At 70.4% G+C, this 17,859-nt stretch carries 16 protein-coding genes; 9 read left to right on the top strand and 7 right to left on the bottom strand.

Annotation, left to right across the window (positions count from 1 at the left end; all coding sequences use genetic code 11):
* Nucleotides 1-46 precede the first annotated feature (46 nt).
* Both HUT12_RS12750 and HUT12_RS12745 read left to right on the top strand, forming a co-directional pair.
* A complete protein-coding gene (locus tag HUT12_RS12750) occupies nucleotides 47-1,219 on the top strand; it encodes an acyl-CoA dehydrogenase family protein (RefSeq protein ID WP_131051179.1) in 1,173 nt (390 codons plus the stop codon).
* Nucleotides 1,220-1,344: 125 nt separating this feature from the next.
* Nucleotides 1,345-2,688: a sensor domain-containing protein gene (locus HUT12_RS12745; protein ID WP_176093497.1), complete on the top strand. Its 1,344-nt coding sequence runs from the start codon at nucleotides 1,345-1,347 to the stop codon at nucleotides 2,686-2,688.
* Between the two features lie 66 nt (nucleotides 2,689-2,754).
* Here HUT12_RS12745 and HUT12_RS12740 read toward each other — a convergent pair whose 3' ends face one another.
* Nucleotides 2,755-3,399: a response regulator transcription factor gene (locus HUT12_RS12740; protein WP_176093496.1), complete on the bottom strand. Its 645-nt coding sequence runs from the start codon at nucleotides 3,397-3,399 to the stop codon at nucleotides 2,755-2,757.
* Nucleotides 3,400-3,531: 132 nt separating this feature from the next.
* On the opposite strand from HUT12_RS12740, the gene HUT12_RS12735 reads away from it, so the two are divergent.
* Entirely contained in the window at nucleotides 3,532-5,082 is a 1,551-nt protein-coding gene (locus tag HUT12_RS12735) for a hypothetical protein (protein ID WP_176093495.1), read from the top strand.
* An 88-nt stretch (nucleotides 5,083-5,170) separates the two neighbouring features.
* Here HUT12_RS12735 and HUT12_RS12730 read toward each other — a convergent pair whose 3' ends face one another.
* The 5 genes from HUT12_RS12730 to HUT12_RS12710 all read right to left on the bottom strand — a co-directional run bounded on the left by HUT12_RS12730 (nucleotide 5,171) and on the right by HUT12_RS12710 (nucleotide 10,101).
* Nucleotides 5,171-6,274: a glycosyl hydrolase 53 family protein gene (locus HUT12_RS12730; protein ID WP_176093494.1), complete on the bottom strand. Its 1,104-nt coding sequence runs from the start codon at nucleotides 6,272-6,274 to the stop codon at nucleotides 5,171-5,173.
* A gap of 185 nt (nucleotides 6,275-6,459) precedes the next feature.
* Nucleotides 6,460-8,004, bottom strand: a complete 1,545-nt coding sequence (locus tag HUT12_RS12725) for an MFS transporter (protein ID WP_176093493.1) — start codon at nucleotides 8,002-8,004, stop codon at nucleotides 6,460-6,462.
* Nucleotides 8,005-8,203: 199 nt separating this feature from the next.
* The gene (locus HUT12_RS12720; RefSeq protein WP_176093492.1) at nucleotides 8,204-8,797 is read right to left on the bottom strand and encodes a TetR/AcrR family transcriptional regulator; all 594 of its coding nucleotides are present in this window, start codon (nucleotides 8,795-8,797) and stop codon (nucleotides 8,204-8,206) included.
* Between the two features lie 75 nt (nucleotides 8,798-8,872).
* Nucleotides 8,873-9,601 (bottom strand): hypothetical protein, encoded by a 729-nt coding sequence (locus HUT12_RS12715; protein ID WP_176093491.1) that lies wholly within the window; start codon nucleotides 9,599-9,601, stop codon nucleotides 8,873-8,875.
* Complete coding sequence (locus HUT12_RS12710) at nucleotides 9,598-10,101, bottom strand: SigE family RNA polymerase sigma factor (protein WP_131051172.1); 504 nt, start codon at nucleotides 10,099-10,101, stop codon at nucleotides 9,598-9,600. Before HUT12_RS12710 ends, HUT12_RS12715 begins: the two co-directional genes overlap by 4 nt.
* A 131-nt stretch (nucleotides 10,102-10,232) precedes the next feature.
* On the opposite strand from HUT12_RS12710, the gene HUT12_RS12705 reads away from it, so the two are divergent.
* Nucleotides 10,233-11,048: a DUF3152 domain-containing protein gene (locus tag HUT12_RS12705; RefSeq protein ID WP_176093490.1), complete on the top strand. Its 816-nt coding sequence runs from the start codon at nucleotides 10,233-10,235 to the stop codon at nucleotides 11,046-11,048.
* 214 nt (nucleotides 11,049-11,262) lie between these two features.
* Here the strand turns inward: HUT12_RS12705 and HUT12_RS12700 are convergent, their stop codons facing one another.
* Complete coding sequence (locus HUT12_RS12700; RefSeq protein WP_176093489.1) at nucleotides 11,263-11,874, bottom strand: CGNR zinc finger domain-containing protein; 612 nt, start codon at nucleotides 11,872-11,874, stop codon at nucleotides 11,263-11,265.
* Nucleotides 11,875-11,959: 85 nt separating this feature from the next.
* Here HUT12_RS12700 and HUT12_RS12695 point away from each other — a divergent pair, with 85 nt between their 5' ends.
* From HUT12_RS12695 to HUT12_RS12675, 5 genes are all read left to right on the top strand, one after another.
* On the top strand, nucleotides 11,960-12,538 hold the full coding sequence (locus HUT12_RS12695; protein WP_176093488.1) for a hypothetical protein: 579 nt from the start codon (nucleotides 11,960-11,962) through the stop codon (nucleotides 12,536-12,538).
* 266 nt (nucleotides 12,539-12,804) lie between these two features.
* Nucleotides 12,805-14,442: a triacylglycerol lipase gene (locus tag HUT12_RS12690; protein WP_176093487.1), complete on the top strand. Its 1,638-nt coding sequence runs from the start codon at nucleotides 12,805-12,807 to the stop codon at nucleotides 14,440-14,442.
* 133 nt (nucleotides 14,443-14,575) lie between these two features.
* Entirely contained in the window at nucleotides 14,576-17,032 is a 2,457-nt protein-coding gene (locus HUT12_RS12685) for a low temperature requirement protein A (protein ID WP_176093486.1), read from the top strand.
* A 200-nt stretch (nucleotides 17,033-17,232) separates the two neighbouring features.
* Nucleotides 17,233-17,586 (top strand): winged helix-turn-helix domain-containing protein, encoded by a 354-nt coding sequence (locus HUT12_RS12680; RefSeq protein WP_131051167.1) that lies wholly within the window; start codon nucleotides 17,233-17,235, stop codon nucleotides 17,584-17,586.
* On the top strand, nucleotides 17,583-17,849 hold the full coding sequence (locus HUT12_RS12675; protein ID WP_131051166.1) for a hypothetical protein: 267 nt from the start codon (nucleotides 17,583-17,585) through the stop codon (nucleotides 17,847-17,849). The genes HUT12_RS12680 and HUT12_RS12675 overlap by 4 nt, the downstream gene beginning before the upstream one ends.
* The last annotated feature ends 10 nt before the right edge of the window (nucleotides 17,850-17,859 follow it).

The following is a 17,859-nucleotide window of genomic DNA, read 5'->3' as shown; positions in this document are numbered from 1 at the left end:
CGACAAACTCTTGACCCGCCTGTGCAACATGGCGTACGAAAGGCCCATGCCGTTGCTCGAATCCGCAGTGGATCTGCTCGACCTACACCGGGGACTGGACGACGAGGCCGTCGCGATCCGCGACACCACGCGCCGGTTCGTCGACCGCGAGCTGCGCCCGCACCTCGCCGACTGGTACGAAGCCGGGGCGCTACCGGTCCGCGAGATCGCCCGGACTCTCGGAGGTCTCGGACTGCTCGGGATGCACCTGGAGGGCTACGGCTGCGCGGGGGCGACCGCCACCGCGTACGGCCTGGCCTGCCTCGAACTCGAGGCCGGCGACTCCGGCCTCCGCAGCCTCGTCTCGGTGCAGGGCTCGCTGGCGATGTACGCGATCCATCGCTACGGCGGCGAGGAGCAGAAGCAACGCTGGCTCCCGGCGATGGCGACCGGCGAGGCGATCGGTTGCTTCGGGCTGACCGAGCCCGACTTCGGCTCCAACCCCGCAGGCATGCGAACCCACGCCCGGCGCGACGGCGGTGACTGGGTCCTCGCCGGCACGAAGATGTGGATCACCAACGGTTCGGTGGCCGACGTAGCCGTGGTCTGGGCCCGCACCGACGACGGCATCCGGGGCTTCCTCGTGCCGGCCGGTACACCCGGCTTCACCGCACCGGAGATCACCCGCAAGCTCTCGCTGCGCGCCTCGGTCACCAGCGAGCTGATCCTGGACGACGTCCGGCTGCCCGCCGACGCGATGCTGCCGGACGCGGCGGGGCTGTCCGCGCCGCTCTCCTGCCTCAACGAGGCCCGGTTCGGCATCGTCTTCGGTGCCGTCGGCGCGGCCCGCGACTGTCTGGACACCGCGATCGCGTACGCCCGGGAGCGGGAGATCTTCGACCGCAAGCTCGCGGCCTTCCAGGCCACGCAGCTCAAGCTCGCCGACATGGGCGTGGAACTGGGCAAGGCGATGCTGCTGGCACTGCACCTTGCCACGCTCAAGACGCAGGGGTTGCTGCAACCGCACCAGATCAGCGCCGGCAAGCTCAACAACGTCCGCGAGGCGATCCGGATCGCCCGCGAGTCCCGGACGGTGCTCGGCGCGAACGGGATCAGCCTGGAGTATCCGGTGCTGCGGCACGCCAACAACCTGGAGTCGGTGCTCACCTACGAGGGCACGTCGGAGGTGCACCAACTGGTCATCGGTCAGGCGCTCACCGGTACCGCCGCGTTCCGTTGACCAGTCCCACCCTCCGGCACGGTCGGTACCGGACGCGGCGTCGACCGTGCGGGTAGGGCACGCCCCGTTCGAAGGTAGACTCAAGTCCACTTCGCCCGCGCCGGGACGGACGAATAATCAACCCCATGACGACTCATCCGGTGTATTCGTTCGCTGCCCGTCGGCGGTTGCTGGGCTGGGCGTGCGTCCTGATCGGACTGGCGTTCGCCGAGGTGCTGGTGCTGGCCTGGGTGCTGACCACCCTGACGCTCGCCGCGCTGTGGGTCACTCTGCCGCTGTTCACCGGTGCGGTCCTCGCCGCTCGGGCGATGGCCGACAGCCGGCGCCTCCTCGTGCATCGGGAGCTGGGAATCACCGTCGGGCGGCAGTACCGTCCGCTGCCCTCCGCCGGGTGGTGGGCCCGATTCAGCACGGTGTTACGCGATCCAGCGACCTGGCGCGACACCCGCTGGCTGTTCGTGGACACGACCGCCGGGGTGGCGTTGTTGACGGTGCCGGTCGCGGCCTTCCTCGCCGGCGTGCTCGGTCTGCTCCTACCGCTGGTGTGGAGCACGCTGCCCGCCGGTGCGAGTCTCGACTTTCCGTTCGGCACGACGATCCACGACACTCGCAGTGCCGCCGCCAACGGCATCCCGTGGGGGATCTTCTATCTGTGGTTCTGCTGGCTGATCACCCCGGTGATCATGCGCTGGTACGGCGAACTGACAGCCGTCATGTTGCGCCCCGGCCCACGGGCCCTGCTCGCCGAGCGCGTCGACCAGCTCACCACGACCCGCACCCAGACCGTCGACGCCCAGGCGCAGGAACTGCGGCGGATCGAACGCGACCTGCACGACGGCACGCAGGCACATCTGGTCGCACTCGGCATGAGCCTCGGCATGGTGGAGAACCTGATCGGCGACGATCCGACCGTACGGCCGTTGCTGGCCGAGGCCCGCACGCACAACGCGCAGGCGATCGCGGAGCTCCGCGCGCTGATCAAGGGCATCCGTCCGCCGGTGCTCAGCGACCGGGGCCTGGTCGGTGCCGTGGAGTCCCTAGCGATCCGGATGCCCCTGCAGATCGACGTCGACATCGACGGTGCGGGCCGGCTCAGCGACTCGGTCGAGGCGGCTGCCTACTTCACGATCTCCGAGGCGCTGGCCAACACGGTGAAGCACAGCGGGGCACGCCGGGCATGGGTGCGTGGCCGCCGGGAGCACGACCGGCTGCTCCTGGAGGTCGGTGACGACGGCCGGGGCGGCGCGGTGTTCGTGCCGGGGGGCGGTCTGGAGGGCGTACGGCAGCGTCTGGCCGTGTTCGACGGCACGCTGGAGATCGGCGGACCGGCCACCGGTGGGACCATGCTGACGATCGCGCTGCCCACCGCCGGCGCGTCCGTCGTCGCGGATCCGCTGCCCGGCGGAGCCGATGCCGAGTTCTCGACGCCGCCGGGCCCCGGCAGCCCGGTGGGCGGCGCGGAGCGGTAACTCCGGGTCCGGCCCGCACGTCGACCACCCCGGGCCGGCGCTCCGGGTGGTCCGGGTGCCGCTCCGTCAGCTGTCGAGGTAGGCGAGCACGGCGAGCACCCGTCGGTTGTCGCTGGTCGAGAGGTACAACCCCAGTTTGGTGAAGATGCTACTGACGTGCTTGACCACTGCCTTCTCGGAGACGAACATCCGGGCGGCGATGGCACCGTTGGACCGTCCTTCGGCCATCAGCGCGAGAACGTCCCGCTCCCGTGGGCTCAACGACTCGAGGGACCGACCCCGTGCCCGGCCGGCGAGTAGCTCGGCGATGACCTCCGGATCCATCACGGTGCCGCCCGCGGCCACCCGCCGGACGGACTCGATGAACTGACCGACGTCGAGTACCCGGTCCTTGAGCAGATAGCCGACCGCGCCCGCGCCGTCAACGAGCAGCTCACGCGCGTAGAGCGGCTCGACGAACTGCGAGAGCACGAGCACCGGCAGCCGAGGCACCACCGCACGGGCCTCGATGGCCGCCCGCAACCCGTCGTCGGTGTGGTGCGGTGGCATCCGGACGTCGACGACGGCGACGTCCGGCCGCTGTTCGATCAGCGCCGCCCTCAGATCGGGCCCGTTGTTCACGGCGGCGACGACGTCGAAGCCGGAGGCCGTCAGCAACCGGTGGAGACCGTCCCGCAGCAGGGCAAGGTCCTCCGCCAGTACGACCCGCACGCCTGCACCCCGTCATCGGTGGAAATCGGTCGGCGCATCTTCGCACACATCGGGTCGCTCGTGGATGTGTCTACAGTGGTAACGCCGGCCCGACTCGTTCCGGGAGTCACGTGACGGCGTACGGGAGCGGGCATGTGGCATCGCATACGTGAACTGTCGCTGCGTGAGTGGGCCTTTCTGGTCGGGTACGGGATCGTGCCCGTCCTCGCCGGGATGTTCGTGGCCGGGCTGGCGGTCGATTCCATTCGCGCGGAACATGTCGGTGTCCCGGGAGTCGTCGTCGTGGAGGACTGCCACGAGCAGGAGGACGGCGGGGGCCGGGGATGGCGGTGCTCGGGACCGTTCGTCTCCGACGACGGCACGATCCGTCTCGACGCGGTCTCGCTCACCTCGCTGTTCGCGGAGCCACCCGCCTACGGTGACGAGGTTCCGGCTTCGGTCACCGGCCCGTCGGCACGGCGTGCCCATCAGCCCGACACGACCGGTGGGATCTGGGGAGCACTCGTCGCGGTCCTCCTCCTCGGCGGTGGCGGCCGGATCCTTGTGGTGCAGCTGAGGACGACCGCTGTCACGCCCCAGGGGGTGTCGTCAGCCGATCCCGACACGGTGGCGCGGCTGCGACAGTTCGCCCGGGAGTGGGACCTCCTGCCGGCACCTACCGACGGTACGGCGGTGGCACCGCCGGTGGCCGCCGAGCGGACGCGGGCCAACGTCGCGATCTGGCGGGTGGTGGCGAGTTGGCTGCTGCTCGCACTGTCCACCGGCGGTGTGCTGTGGCAGCTGGCGGCCTGGAACCGCGATCTGGACGCGGCCATGAGCGCAGTCGCGGTGGGCACGGTCACCGCCGACCGGCTCGGCGCCGACGACCGGATCGAGGTGGCCTACCGCGACGGCGACGGCACCGACCGGCTGGTGCGGTTGACTCCCCTGGACGCCGGACGGCTGCCGGCGGGCAGTCGGGTCCCGCTGCGGTACGACCCGTCGCATCCGGAGCAGGTGACACCGGTGCAGCCCGAACTCTTCGCACTCGGGTCCCGCGACCGGAACGTCATGGCCGGCCTGGCTCTGGCACCGGGCTTCCTGCTGCTCGATGCGTGGGCCTGGCGGCTCGGTCGCTGGGCCCTCGGCACGGTGCGACGGCCTGCGCCGGGCATCGCGCGCGTCCATGCCGCACACCTGCTCTGGGGCACCGAACCGACCGCCTTCTGGCTCGAACTGCACAGCGGCGGCCGGATCTGGTATCAGCGCGTCATCTGGGACCGTCGACTGGTGCGCTGGCTGGACGGCTACCAGTGGGGAGCCGACCACGTCCCGGTGTCGCAGGCCCGCCGACCGCTGCCGGTCCACCTTCGCCGATGCCCCGGCCTACGGCGCATGTACCTGGTCGACGTCGCCGGAGTGGGGCGGCTCTGGCCGGCGAGCACCGCCCGGGGTCGCCCGCCCGGCAACTATCAGCTCGACCCGGTCATGCCGGGTGCTTTCGGCCATCCCGAATCGGCGGCACGGCACCTCGGGGTCGTGGTGGCGCTGGCCGTACTGGCGGGGATCGCCTGGTTCCTGACCGGACCGACCAGCAGTGTGTACGCCCTGACGCTGGTCGGTGCCTTTGCTGTGTGGAGCGGCGGTGCACCGTGGCGCGGCCTCTACGCGGTACGACCGCGAAGCGGTCCCGGCCACCGGTGACCGCCCCGCAGTCGCTGCTGTGCGTCGCCGACCTCCCCGGCGGCCAGATCGAGGCGGTCGGCTCAACCGCCGGACCAGGGGTGGCGGGTCACGGGGTCCAGACCACGTGCGGGTTGACGCGTCCGCTCCAGTCGAAGACGGCCATGTTGTCCCAGCCGTTGCCGCTGCCGTTGATGTCCGCCGGGTCCCAGCCGTTGCCCCGGATCGCGTACCAGGTCGGCTCCCAGTAGAAGACGCCGACGCCGCCGGCGTTGCGCACGGTGTTCTGGACCCAGCTGAACTGTTGTGCCTGCCCGGCCCAGGTGGCCGGGATGTTGTCGCACAGCACGGTGCCGGGGATCGCGTTCCCCTGGTGGTCGGCGTTCGCCGTGGTGAACTGGTACGCGGTCTCGGCGAGCACCACCGGCTTGCCGTAGCGGGACTTCACGTCGGCGATCACGTTGTACAGGTTCGCCAGCGAACCGTGCCACATGCAGTAGTAGGACAGTGCGGCGACGTCCCAGGTGACGCCCTGGGACCGGATGCCGTCGTAGAACCAGCGGGCGTTGGCGAGGCTGTCGGCGTTGGCGGTGTGGATCCATACCTGGGTGCCGCCGTTGCACGCCTTGGTGGCGCGGTGGCCCTGCTTGAGCAGGCTGGCCAGCGGGGCGAAGTCGTCGTTGACGACCCGACCGGTCGGCCACAGCATGCCCACGTTGATCTCGTTGCCGATCTGCACCGCGTCCGGGGTGGTGCCCTGTGCCTTCAGGGCGCTGCACACGTCGTGGGTGTAGGTATAGACATCGTTCTGCAACTGGCTCAGGGAGTGGGTGGCCCAGGCCGCGGGCGGATACTGCTTGCCCGGGTCGGCCCAGGTGTCCGAGTAGTGAAAGTCGATCAGGAGTTTGAAGCCCTTCGCCTTGATCGTCCTGGCCTGCTGGAGCACCTTCGCCTTGTTGTTGTAGCCGCTGATCGGGTTGTTCCAGACGCGTAGCCGCAGGTAGTTGACGCCTTTGGCGGCGAGGATGTCGTAGGGGTCGGCCTGGGCGCCGGAGGCGTTGTAGTAGCGCGCCCCGAGGTCGAGGCTGCGTTGCAGGGACGAGACGTCGGCGCCGCGCATGGTGAGGGTGGTGGCCGCCTGCGCGGGGGCGGTCAGGGCCAGCGGGGCGGCGAGGACGACCACCGCCAGGGCGGCCCGGAGGGACCGTTTCATGGCGCTCCTTCACGGGGAGGATGCGATGCCCGCCGGGGAGCGGGCACGTCCGGCGGGGCTGCCGGACGGTTCGGGGACCAGGTGAGGTGGTGGGTACGCCGACCGTGGTCAGAGGCGCATCCAGTGTGGCAGTCAGCCCGCCGAGTGTCGACGTACATCGATGAGTTGGTGGTGGGCGGCACGGGTCAGTGCTCGTGCTCCGCGGCGAGGTCCGCGTTGGCGGCCGCACCTCGAAGTGTGACGAGGGACCAGATCGCGGCGAGGACCATGATCCCTGCGCCGATCGCGCCGGTGACGGTGATCGCGTCGGTGAACGCGGTCGTCGCGACACCGAGGATCGAGGCTCCGGTGCCGCTGTCGACCTCGTCGGCGACCAGCAGGGCCTCGGCCATCGTCGAGGATGCCCGTTCGGCCAGGGACTCCGGCAGGTGCAGCGTCTCGGTTCCGGCGGTGAAGGCCCTGGTGTACCAGGCGACGAGCATCCCGCCCAGGACGGCGGTGCCCAGCGTCGTGCCGATCTCGTAGGCGGTCTCCGAGGTCGCGGCGGCCTGACCGGCTCGTTCGGGCTTGACGGAGCTCATGATGATGTCGTTGCTCAGGGTCAGGCCGATGCCCGCGCCGAGCGAGACCAGCGCGAGGGCGGTCGCGACCAGGGCCGGGCTCGACGTCGGCGCCAGGAACGTGGTCAACCCGAAGCCTGCGGCGGCGACCAGGAGGCCGGCCGCGATGACGTACGCGGGCAGGACGCGCTTGACCAGGGTCGCCGCGACGAATCCGGCGGTGCCGGCGAGAACCGCCTGAGGTATGAGCCAGACGGAGGCCTGGAGCGGGTTGAGGCCGAGCACGAGTTGGAGGTGCTGGATGAGGGCGACCAGCGCGCCGACCATCGCGAAGATCGACAGCAGGTCTCCGATCACGGCGCCCCGGAAGTGCCGCACCGTGAACAGCCGGACCTCCATGAGCGGCGTCGGCAGGGTGAGTTGCCTGCGGACGAAGTGGGCGACTGCGATCAGGCCGACGACGAGGGCCGCCACCGCGAGACCGGTGTCCTTGCCACCGGCCAGGGTCTTGAGGGCGTAGACCACACCGATCATGCCCACCAGGGAGAGCACGACACTGAGCAGGTCGATCCGGTGCAGCTCGGGGTTGCGGCTCTCGGGCAGCAGCAGCGGACCGACGATCACGAGAAGCAGCATCACGGGGATGTTCATCAGGAACGCGGCCTGCCAGCTGAATGCCTCGATGACCCAGCCACCGAGGATCGGCCCGACCGCCGCGCCCACCGACGCCATCGCGCCCCACACGGCCATCGCGTAGCGGCGCTGCTGCCGGTCGAGGAACATGTTGCGCACCAGGGACAGCGTCGAGGGCATCATGATCGCTCCGCCGATGCCCAGGAGGGCCCGGGCGCCGATCAGCATCCACGGCGAGGTGGCCAGCGCGCCGGCCACGGAGGCGATCGCGAAGACGACTGCGCCGATGAGCAGGTTACGTCGTCGACCGAAGCGGTCGCCCACGGTGCTCATCGCCACGAGCAGGCCGGCGAGAACGAGCGAGTAGATGTCGATCATCCACAGCTGCTCGATGCCGGTGGGGCTCAGCTCGGCGGAGATCGCCGGTAGGCCCAGGATCAGGACGGTGCCGTCGATCGTGATCAGCAGCAGGGGCAGGACGAGGACGGCGAGACCGATCCAGGTTCTGGCGGTGGCCTTGGGAGGGGCGTCATTCATCGAGACTCCTGTCGGCAGTCGGCGGGGCGGCGACGTCGCCAAGCTACCGTCCAGATGGTCGGTTAGACAACACAGATGGTTTGTTGTGGCGGACGAGCGTGCGGCCACGCTCCTTCGGACGGGCCCTACCAGGACCCCCGCACGCAAAAGGGCCTGCTGCGCCGAACGGCACAGCAGGCCCCAAAGGCCGCGGGAGAGGTCAGATGGGCGCGGGGAAGGTGCCGTCCGTAGCGAGGTCGAGCAGGAGCCGGCGCGCGGTCGCGATGCTCGCCTCGTCCTCCTCCCCGTGCAGGACCGCGATGGCGACCCCCTCGGCGGCGCGGCGCACGAGCTGGACGCGCTCGGCACTCAGCCCGTCGGCGGCGAGCTGCTCGCTCCACCACTCACTGCGCTCCCGCACCACAGCGGCAATCCCGGGGACCGCGTACAGGCCGTTCCAGATCGGCACCGACGCGACGTCGCGCGCCGCCACGACGTCGGTGCTTCCCGCGCAGAGGGCGCGAACGTAGGCGCGGAGCATCTTGCCGGGGTAGTTCTCCGACAGGTCGAGATGGCTGAGGACCGCCTCCTGGAAGCGTTCGTACGCATCCTCCACCACGGCCATCACGAGCTGCTCCCGGCTGCCGAAGTGGTGGATCAAGCCGCTCTTCGACACCCCGGCGGCGGTGGCGACCTGGGCCAGGGTGATGCCGTCGCCTCTCTCCAGGATCATCGGGGTGGCCGCATCGAGCACGGCACGCCGAGTGCGCTCCGCGTTGCGCGTCTGCCGCCCCTCAGTCACCGGCGCACCCACCCTCGACTCCGCTACGGACCATTTGGTCGACACTACAACGCAAGCGGACAGATGAGGGCGTCGGCGTGAACGTGCTCAGAGCTCCCGGTTCCGCGCATCCCAGGCGCGGATGCCGTCCAAGCGCTGCCCCGGCCGGAGTGCCTGCGGAGGGAACCAGAAGATCACCACATCGGTGTCCGCACTCCAACGAGCCAACCGCGCCGTGACCGTCTGGCCGCCGACCGTGCCGACGATCCCTGCGGCGGGCCCGACGAAGTATCCGAAGGTGGGCACTGGGTCGTCCGGCAGCACCTCACCCGACGGCTCGTACCCGATCTGGTGGAAACCGGGCCGGCGGTCGGCACCCTCGACGTCGTTGACCAGGAAGTCCAAGGTCAATTGCTGGGTGGGGGCACGCCGGCCGGCGGCCAACCCGATCGTCACCCCGGGCGCGCGGGGCACGCTGACCGGGACGACGTAGAACACCCGCTCCTCGTCGCCATACCAGATGCCGGTCCGCACGACGTCGCCGATCACCGGTGGGGGTGTCGCGACGCCGGTGGGTGTCTGCTCAGTCGATGCGGTGGCGGTCGCGGTGGGTGCCGGGTGCGGTGGCGCGGCCGGTTCCGGGGGGCGAGGTCGGTCCCACGCGACCGCGACGCCGACGACCAGCACGATCGCGAGCACGATGGTGCCACCCTGGACCGCCCAGCGGCGACGGCGCAGCCGACGGCCGTCGCGCATGATGGCCTCGACGTCGAACCGGCCCCACTCGGCGTGTTCCGTCGCCTGCATCGCCGCACGGAGACGGTCTGCCTCGGTCATCGATCCCCTCCCCGCGTGTCCGGAAACTCGACAAGGGTCTGACGCAGCTTCTCCAGCGCACGGGAACTCGTGCTCTTCACCGTGCCCACCGAGACCTCCAGCTCGCGGGCCACCTGCAGTTCCGGCAGGTCGAAGAAGTAGCGCAACACCACGATCGCCCGTTCACGAGCAGTGAGCGTGCCGAGAGCGTGCTGCAACGTCCGTCTGGCGGCGACCTCGTCCGCGACGTCATCCCGATGCCGGTGCGGCACCTCGTCGGTGGGATGCTCCCGGATCGGACGCCGCCAACCGTCCACGATGTAGTTGGTCATCACCCGTCGGGTGTAGGCGTAGGGGTCGTCGCGTCTGACTCTCGACCAGGAGGCGTACGTCCGGACCAGAGCGGCCTGCGCGGCGTCCTCGGCCTGGTGATGGTCGCCGGTCATCAGGTACGCGGCGTGTGCCAGCCGTCCCGATGCCGCCCGGACGAACTCGACGAACTCCGCGTCACCCCTGGCCATGCTGCCTCACGACGTCTCTGACGGGCGGGACCGCGAAAAGGTTGAGCCGCCAACGGATCAACTTTCCGGAATCGTCGGCCGTCCTTCTCCCACCTGCCACGACCAGCGGCAGGCCCCATGGACGGAGGACCATGAGCTCGTTCGACACCGGGGTGCGGACCGCCCGGGATGCGTTTCCGCCGTTGGTCGCACCGCTGATCGCCGTGCTGCTGGCCGGATGCGCCCCGACCGCCGACGCGGACGCGCGGGCCGCCGCACCCCCCGGGCCTGCGGTGACCGCCGCACCGGCGGTGACCGCCGATCCCCTCGCGCAACCGCCTCCGCCGCCGGTCAGCTATCCGGCGACGGGCGACAACACGTGGGACATCGCGCCCGGCGAGCCAGGCTCGGGGCGGCGGGGCGCCGGGCAGTTGCTGCGCTACCAGGTCGCGATGGAACGCGGCATCCAGGGCATTCCGCTTGCCGAGTTCGCCGACCAGGTCACCGCGGCCCTCGCCCACCCGCAGGGCTGGACCGCCGGCGGACGGTGGCAACTGCACCGGGTCGGCCCCGGCCGCCGGCCCGACTTCACCGTCTACCTGGCCACCCCGGTCACCCGGGACGTGCTGTGCCAGGACACGCCGGACGGCTACACCTCCTGCCGCAACGGTGATCGGGTCGTCCTCAACGTCGCCCGGTGGGTCAAAGGAGCACCCGGCTTCGGCAAGAACATCGACCGCTACCGCCAGTACGTGGTCAACCACGAGGTCGGTCACCGCCTCGGCATGGGCCACGAACTGTGCCCGGGACGTGGCAGACCGGCTCCGGTGATGCAGCAGCAGACACTGGGGTTGCACGGCTGCACCGCCAACGGCCTGCCGTACCTCGACGGCAGACGTCACTCCGGGCCGCCCGGGGCCTACGAGGATCGGATCCCGCCCCGCGACCGGGGCATGCCGGGCGACTGAGGCACACCGCTACCGTCAGACCTATCCGTCCCACCTCGGAACGGACTGCGGCAAGCCTGATCGACCGACCACGGTCGCGGCAGGACCGTCACACCGGTGCAGCCCGTCCGGAGGCTGTTGGTGGGCCGGGATGTGATTCGGCGGCACGTGCTCACGCTGTCGACGGCGTGGACACGTGCCGGCCTCTTCACCGTCGGGCTCGTCAGGGCGGGGATCAGAGCGGTTGTCGGCGGGCGGCCCAGGCCCGGACCTTGGCGCGGTTGCCGCAGGTGGCCATGCTGCACCAGCGGCGTCGGCCCCGGGGGTCGAGGAAGAGCCATCCGCAGTCGTCGGCGGGGCAGGCGCGTACCTCGGTGCGGGCGGGGGTGGTGAGCAGGTCGGCGGCGGCGCGGGCACCGGCCAGGAGCGGGAGTCGCAGGCCGAGGTCGTCGGGGAGTGACCAGTGGGCGAGCCCGGTGCGGTCGGTCTCCAGGGTCGCGGCGGCGGCGGCGCGTTGTGCCTCTTCGGCGACGTGCCGGAACGCGTCGGTGTCGTGCGGGTCGAGCAGGATGTCGTGCAGTGCGGTACGCAGCTGGCGAGTCGCCGCGAGCACCTCGTGGGCGGCGGTGGGGTCGCGGCGGCCCTGCTCGCGGAGTCGGGCGACGCTGGTCGGGGTGAGGAGCCTGACGTGCCCGGTCCATACCGCGAGGCGGTCGAAGTCGCGCAGCCATTCGCGTTCCGGGCTGGGTGGGGCGCTCCAGCCGGCCCAGGTGTTGCAGAGTTCGAGGGCGGGATGCCCGCCGATCGGGATGGGCATCGGATAGCCCTCGACGTTCACCCAGTGCATCCCGACAGTGTGCCTTGACTCCGCCCACCTAACCAGTAATCTCATCAACACCGGTTAATACTTGAGAACTGGTTAGGTGGATGACATGCACCTGGCAAGGACAGTGCTCGCCGCCCTCACGGCCACGGCCCTGCTGCTCGCTCCCGCCGGCCCGGTGGCCGCTCGGGGCACCGGCACACCGTCGACGGCATCGGATCGTCAGGCCGGACGCGGCCCCCACCCCGAGCCCTGGCGCCCCTACGTCCAGCAGGAATGGACCGGCCCGGCCGGCCGTTACTGCTCGTTCCCGCTCGGCGTCCGCGTCGTCTCGCAGGACATCCGGGTCCGGGTGCTCGCCCGGTATCCCGACGGCACCGTCAAACATGAGGAGTTCGCGGGACCGCTGACCGTGGACTTCGTCAACACCGACACCGGGCAGGCCGTACGCCGGGACGCGGGCGGCTCCGGGCTGCTGGAGTACCGGCCGGACGGCGGCTGGCTGCGTTACACCATCGTAGGGCCGGCCGGGTTCGGGTTCCGGCCGGGCGATCTCCACCCGCGTGGCTACTACATCCTCGACGGCCTGCACGTCATCTCGATCGACGCGACCGGCACCCGTGGACTGGCACTCGCCGTCGGCCGGCAGGAGAACGTCTGCGTCGCCCTCGGCGACGCGGCGAACTGAGCGTGCGACGCGGCCCGGCCCGGCCGCGCGTCCGACGCAGAGGCGGGTGGCGGAGGTCAGCCGGCGGCCGGGTCTCGCGTGTCGGCGGGTACGAACAGCGGCGCAGCACGGTGAGCACGTCGATCTGGTGGGCCACGGACAGACGGCCCGGCTACGCCGTTTGCGCCGCTCGCGACGACCAGCCAGCGCATCATGAAGACCTCGGCACCGGCGGCGACGGCGATCCACCCCGTCGGTGCAGGACGGGGCGACGGTGAGGAGGCGGGGTGCTGGCGGCGGACCGCAGACTGGCTGCGCTGCTGCTGCTCACCTCGGTGTCCCCGACCATCGAGGCCGCCGTCGTGGTCTCACTGGGATTCGTCGCGGCGCAGGGTCTGGCGCCGCAGACAGCGGCGGTGTGGCCGTACGACACCTACCACGACCTGCGATGGCTGTACGTCTACCACGACTCCTGGCCCTCGTTCGCGCTCTGGCTCGGCATGCTGGTGGTGGCTCGGGGTCTGTTCCACACGCTGCTGGTGGTGTTGGCGTGGCCGGGCGAGGTGCCACGACCGCCGGTGCGGTGGCTGCTGCGACGCAATCTCGGGCTCGCCGCGCTGGTGGCGGTCTTCGTCGCGCCGTGGGCGCTGATCTCGGTGGCCGCGTCGGTGGTGGCGCTGTCCTGGGTGTTGCTGGCCTCGGTGGTGCCGATGTTCCTGCTGGCGCCGTTCCTGCAACGGGCTGCGGTGCTGGCGCCGTGGTGGCGGGGGCTGCCGTCGATCTCGCTGGTGGGCTGGTCACTGCTGAACTTCGTGGTGCTGACCATGGCCGGCGCGTTGTGTTGGAGTCTGCCGGGATGGTGGACGGTGCCGGTGGCCACCGTGGCAGGGGTGGTCAACGGGCTGTTGTGGAACCGGATCATCCGTACCGCGCTGATCAATCCGTCGACGCGGTGGGCGTGGGTGCCGGCGACCCCCGTCGCGGTGGTGCTGGCCCTCGCGGTGCCGATGCTCATCCCGGTGCTGGTCGACGCCGTACCGGGCAAGGACCTGCGGGCCGAGGCGGTGGTCCTGGACCACCCGCTGCCACCCGACGTGCCGCAGGCGGTCATCGTCCTGGCCGGTTACGGCTCGTCCTACGGGGGCGAGCAGCCTCCCGACGAGCGGGTCGAACGCTTCTCCTACCGGGGGCTGAGCTCGCACGGCGCTCCCCTGCCCTACGGATCGCGCGACACCGCGATCTCGGTGGCCGACAGTGTCCGACTGCTCGACGAGCAGGTGCGACGGCTGCACCAGCGCACCGGACGACCGATCGCCCTCATCGGCGAGAGCGAGGGCGCCATGGTCGCCCGCAGCTACCTGCAGCAGGGGGCGCATCCCGCCGTCGACACCCTGGCCATGTTCAGCCCCCTGATCAACGCGGGACGCGCCTACTATCCCCCGCCCCACGAGAACCGGGGCTTCGGCGTGGTCACCGGGTGGCAACTGCGGCTGGCGTTCGGCGCGATGCGTCTGGTCGGTGGCCCGCACACCGGTCCCGACGAACCGTTCATCCGGTCCCTGGTCGACGACGCGCCGTTCTATCGCAACCAACTCATGTGCCCCGTACCCGGGATCCGGATGGTGGCCTTCATCCCCACCACCACCGCCGCCGAGGCACCACCGGGCGAGTACAGCCGCATCCCCGTCTTCGAGATGCCGGGCGTGCACGGTGGCCTCCTCAACCGAAGCCTGGTCGCTGACCGGCTGCTCGCCTTCCTCTCCGGCGAACCGATCCGGCACGAACGCGACGAGTACCCCCTGCTGCAGCGTCTCGGTGCGGCCTGGCAGGCGCCTCCGCTGCCGATCGCCGCGAATCCCGCCTGGTCCCGCTTCCAGCAACCCGACCCCGCCTTCACCGGGAAGGTGTGCCTGCCGACCGGCTGATCCGCCCACCTGCCGTCCCGGCTCCGGCACCGCGGGTCGAGCGGCGGTGGCCAGCGCTCGGACGGTGCCGTCGGCGGCGCGTGAATTCCCCGTTGTGGCCGCCGCGCCCCGGCCCGATCGGCACAGTAGGGGCATGAGGGACGGGGGCTCGACACCGGCCGCGCTCCGGCGTCGGTTCCTCGTCCTTCGCACCGAGGGGTCCACCGGCGAGGTGAGCTGGATGGAACTCTTCATCGACCTGTTCTTCGTGTTCGCGTTCCTGCGGGTCACCAACCTGATGGCCAGCCACCTCGAATGGTTGGGGGTCGCCGAGGGCACCATCGTGGTGCTGATGCTGTGGCACTGCTGGAACTCCTGCGCCTGGCTCGGCAACGTCGTGTACCTGGACAAGGGCCTGTTGCCCCTGGTCGTCTTCGGCATCGCCACGACGCTGCTGATCATGGGCGTCGCCATTCCGGGCACCTTCACCGCCGAGTCCGGCGGCGTCTTCGAACCGCTGCTCGTCGCGTCCGGCTACCTGTTGATCATCTATTCCGTGCTGGCGGTGCTCAGTTATCTGCACTGGTCGCAGGGCCCGGCCGGGCGACGTCCGGTGATCGCGTCCTGGCTGACCTACCTGCCGGCCGGGGTGATCCTGGCCTGCGCGATCTGGCTGCCGCCCCGGCTCGACCTGCCGATCGACGACCGGCACCTGCGGACCGTGTTGTTCGCCCTGGTCATCGTGATCAACTTCAGTGCGCTGCGGGTGGTCAGCAGCGGCAATGCGCAGGTGGTGTCCAGCAGACACCTCGCCGAGCGGCACGGCCTGATCATCCTCGTCGCACTCGGCGAGACGGTCATCTCGGTCGGGGTCAGCCAGGGTCTGGGCGGCGACGAGCCCGTCACCTGGCAGCTTCTGGCCGGAGCCGCACTCAGCATCGCCGTGATCTCCGTGCTCTGGTGGACCTACTTCGACGTCGCGAAGGTCGTCGCGGAACACGCGATGCAGGCTCTCCCCCGCGCCGAGCAGTCCCGGATCGCCCGGGACGCCTACAGCGGCCTGCACCTGCCGATGATCTGCGGACTCATCGTGCTCGCGCTCGGCCTGAAGCACGCCGTCTCCTCCGCCACCGGCACCGCCGACCATCCCTGGCACGCCGCGAGCGCCGTTCTGTTGTTCGGGGGCGTCATCGTCTATCTCGGCGGACTGATCGCCTTTCAGCGTCGCGCCCTCGGCATGCTCGGGCGCAGCCCGGTGGTGGGCAGCGTAACGTTGCTGGCGCTGTTGCCACTGGCGGCCCGTACCCCACCTCTGGGTGCGCTCGCGTTGCTCCTGCTCGGGGTCACGGCGATGGTCGTCGCCGACCGCACCGTGTTCCGGCGACGCCACCGGCAACTGCACGCGCGGGTCGACCCCGAAGTCGCCAAGATCCCGGGAGCCACCCCGAAGGAACTCCTCGTCGACCTCGTCTTCGTGTTCGCGTTCATCCAGGTCACTGTCCTCATGGTGCGGGAGAACTCGGTCTTCGGGGTGGTGCAGGGGCTGATCCTGCTGGCACTGCTGTGGTGGGCGTGGGCGAGCTTCTCCTGGGTGACCAACGCGATCCGGCACGAGACCGTCCCGGTGCGTCTGGCGATGATCGGCGTCATGGCGTTGACGCTGATTCTGGGCATCGCGCTGCCACACACCTTCGAGTCGACTCCCGGTGGACTCCCCGGTGCCAGCGTCGTGGTGGCCGCGTACCTCACCGGTTGGATCGTCCAGGCCGCGTTGGTCTGGTATGCCGCGCGGGACCAACCGGACCTGCCGGCCGTGGTCCGGCAGTCGGCGTGGCCCAGTGCGGTGGCGCTGGCGCTGCTGACCGGCAGCATCGTGGTGGAGGTGACCTTCGGCGACGCGCCACCGATCGACCTGATCATCACGATGATGTGGCTGGTCGCGGTGGTGACCGAGATCCTCGGGAGCTACCGGAGCGGGCTGCGCAGGTGGCGGATCCGCACCGTGCGGCACTGGACCGACCGCTACGCGTTGATCATGCTGATCGCGTTCGGTGAGACCATCATCGCCCTCGGGTTCTCCGGCGCGCAGGAAGCGACGTCGCTGCTGCTGGTCCTGCTCCTGGTCGCCGCCTCGATCGCCATCTGCACCATCTGGTGGTCCTACTTCCACACCGACGCCGGGCTCGCGCACGACGCCCTGCAGGCCGCCCGGGGCGAGGAGCGGGTCCACCTGGCCCGGGACGCCTACACGTACCTGCACCTGCCGATGGTCGCCGGGTTGATCCTGTTCGCGTTCGGCCTGCGCGAGACCCTGATCCTGCACGGCAGCCCCCTGGGCGCCCACACGCACGCTCTGGGTCACTACGCGCTCTACCTCGGTGCGGTCGCCTACATCGCGGCGAACCAGGCGTTCTGGTGGCGGGTGTGGAGGCGGGTCAGCGGCTCCAGGATCGGCGGTGCGGTGCTGCTCACCGTGCTCGCGCCCCTGACCGCGCCGCTGTCGGTGCTGTGGAACCTGGTGCTGCTGGCCGGCCTCGGGATCGTGTTCGCGGCGATCGAGATGCTCGCCAGCCGACGGGGGCGCACCGGCGTCGATCCACAGCCGGCCTGACGTCGCCGCCGACCGGCCCGTGCCGGGCGGGACGGTGGCGCGGGGCCCGTCCCCCGCGCGAGCTACCCCCAGGTGTCCTCTGCGTGGTGACGACCGCGGGTTGCCGGATCCACAGGCTTGACAGGTCCCAGGCTTGTCAAGCCCCACCCGCCCTGCTAGCTTTTCACATGTAAGGTTTCTCTTACACATGGAGGCGGATGATGACAGTGGCCCAGCCGACCGGCGACGAGCTGGTCGAGATGCTGGCCGCACTGGCCAATCCGCTCCGGCTGCGGATCATGGCGAAGCTCGCCGGTGGCCGCGACTACGTGAGCCACCTGGCCCGCGAGATCGGCGTGAGCCGACCCCTGCTGCACATGCACCTGCAACGACTGGAAGCCGCCGGCCTGATCATCGGCAGCCTCGAGCTGTCCGACGACGGCAAGGCCATGAAGTACTACGAGGTCGCCGAGTTCGACCTGCACCTGACCGCGTCGGCCCTCGTCGCCGCCGCACAGACCCTCACCAGCTCCGAACCCGCGACGGGTCCGGCACCGAAGGAGCGCTCCCCATGACACAGACCTGGCCCGAGACGGTCCTCGTACTCGGTCTGCTGCTGTTCGCCTTCCTGATCCTCGGCGGTACCGCCGCCACCGTCCTGGAGTTCCGCAAGAACCGGATCGACGCCCAGCGTGACGAGGAGCTACGGCAGCTCGTGGGCCGCTACGAGAAACTGGCCGAGAACACGCTGGACGCTCAGCAGCGGGTGGCCGCCGACGTCGCCGAGCTGCGGACCCGCACCGCCTCCATCGAGCAGATCCTGCGAACCGTCGAATGACCGGCTCGGC

This window comes from Verrucosispora sp. NA02020, assembly GCF_013364215.1.
In the GTDB taxonomy this organism is placed as follows: domain Bacteria; phylum Actinomycetota; class Actinomycetes; order Mycobacteriales; family Micromonosporaceae; genus Micromonospora.
This window is presented reverse-complemented; position numbering and strand designations above follow the sequence as displayed.